Origin of the sequence: Pseudomonas sp. HY2-MNA-CIBAN-0224, assembly GCF_040310285.1 — a bacterium.
In the GTDB taxonomy this organism is placed as follows: domain Bacteria; phylum Pseudomonadota; class Gammaproteobacteria; order Pseudomonadales; family Pseudomonadaceae; genus Aquipseudomonas; species Aquipseudomonas helleri.
This window is the reverse complement of record NZ_JBEOPQ010000705.1, coordinates 1-256: the sequence shown is the minus strand read 5'-3', so window position 1 is coordinate 256 and position 256 is coordinate 1. Positions and strand designations below refer to the sequence as shown.

At 39.8% G+C, this 256-nt stretch carries 1 protein-coding gene; it reads right to left on the bottom strand.

The window, feature by feature from the left end:
* Positions 1-22: 22 nt before the first annotated feature.
* Positions 23-256 (bottom strand): outer-membrane lipoprotein carrier protein LolA (locus AAEZ03_RS28145; RefSeq protein WP_350583238.1); only part of this gene is annotated, 234 nt, incomplete at its 5' end.

The window sequence follows — 256 nt, the reverse complement described above, 5'->3', positions numbered from 1 at the left end:
GATTAACAGTACTGATTGTTAATTATTGGTTAATAATATCAACGCCCTTTGGCGGGGTAAATTTAAAATGGCTGCTGCTGATGCTCGGGTTCAGTTTGATGCCACTAAACTTGATAGAGGTCGTTTGAACTAAGGTATCATTTAGCACCATCCTGACTGGCTTACCACCACTACAGCTCATTGATAAACTCTTAAAGCTGGCACTATCCGACTTTGGATAAAGCACATAGTAGTTTTTATTATCATACGGCTGGGT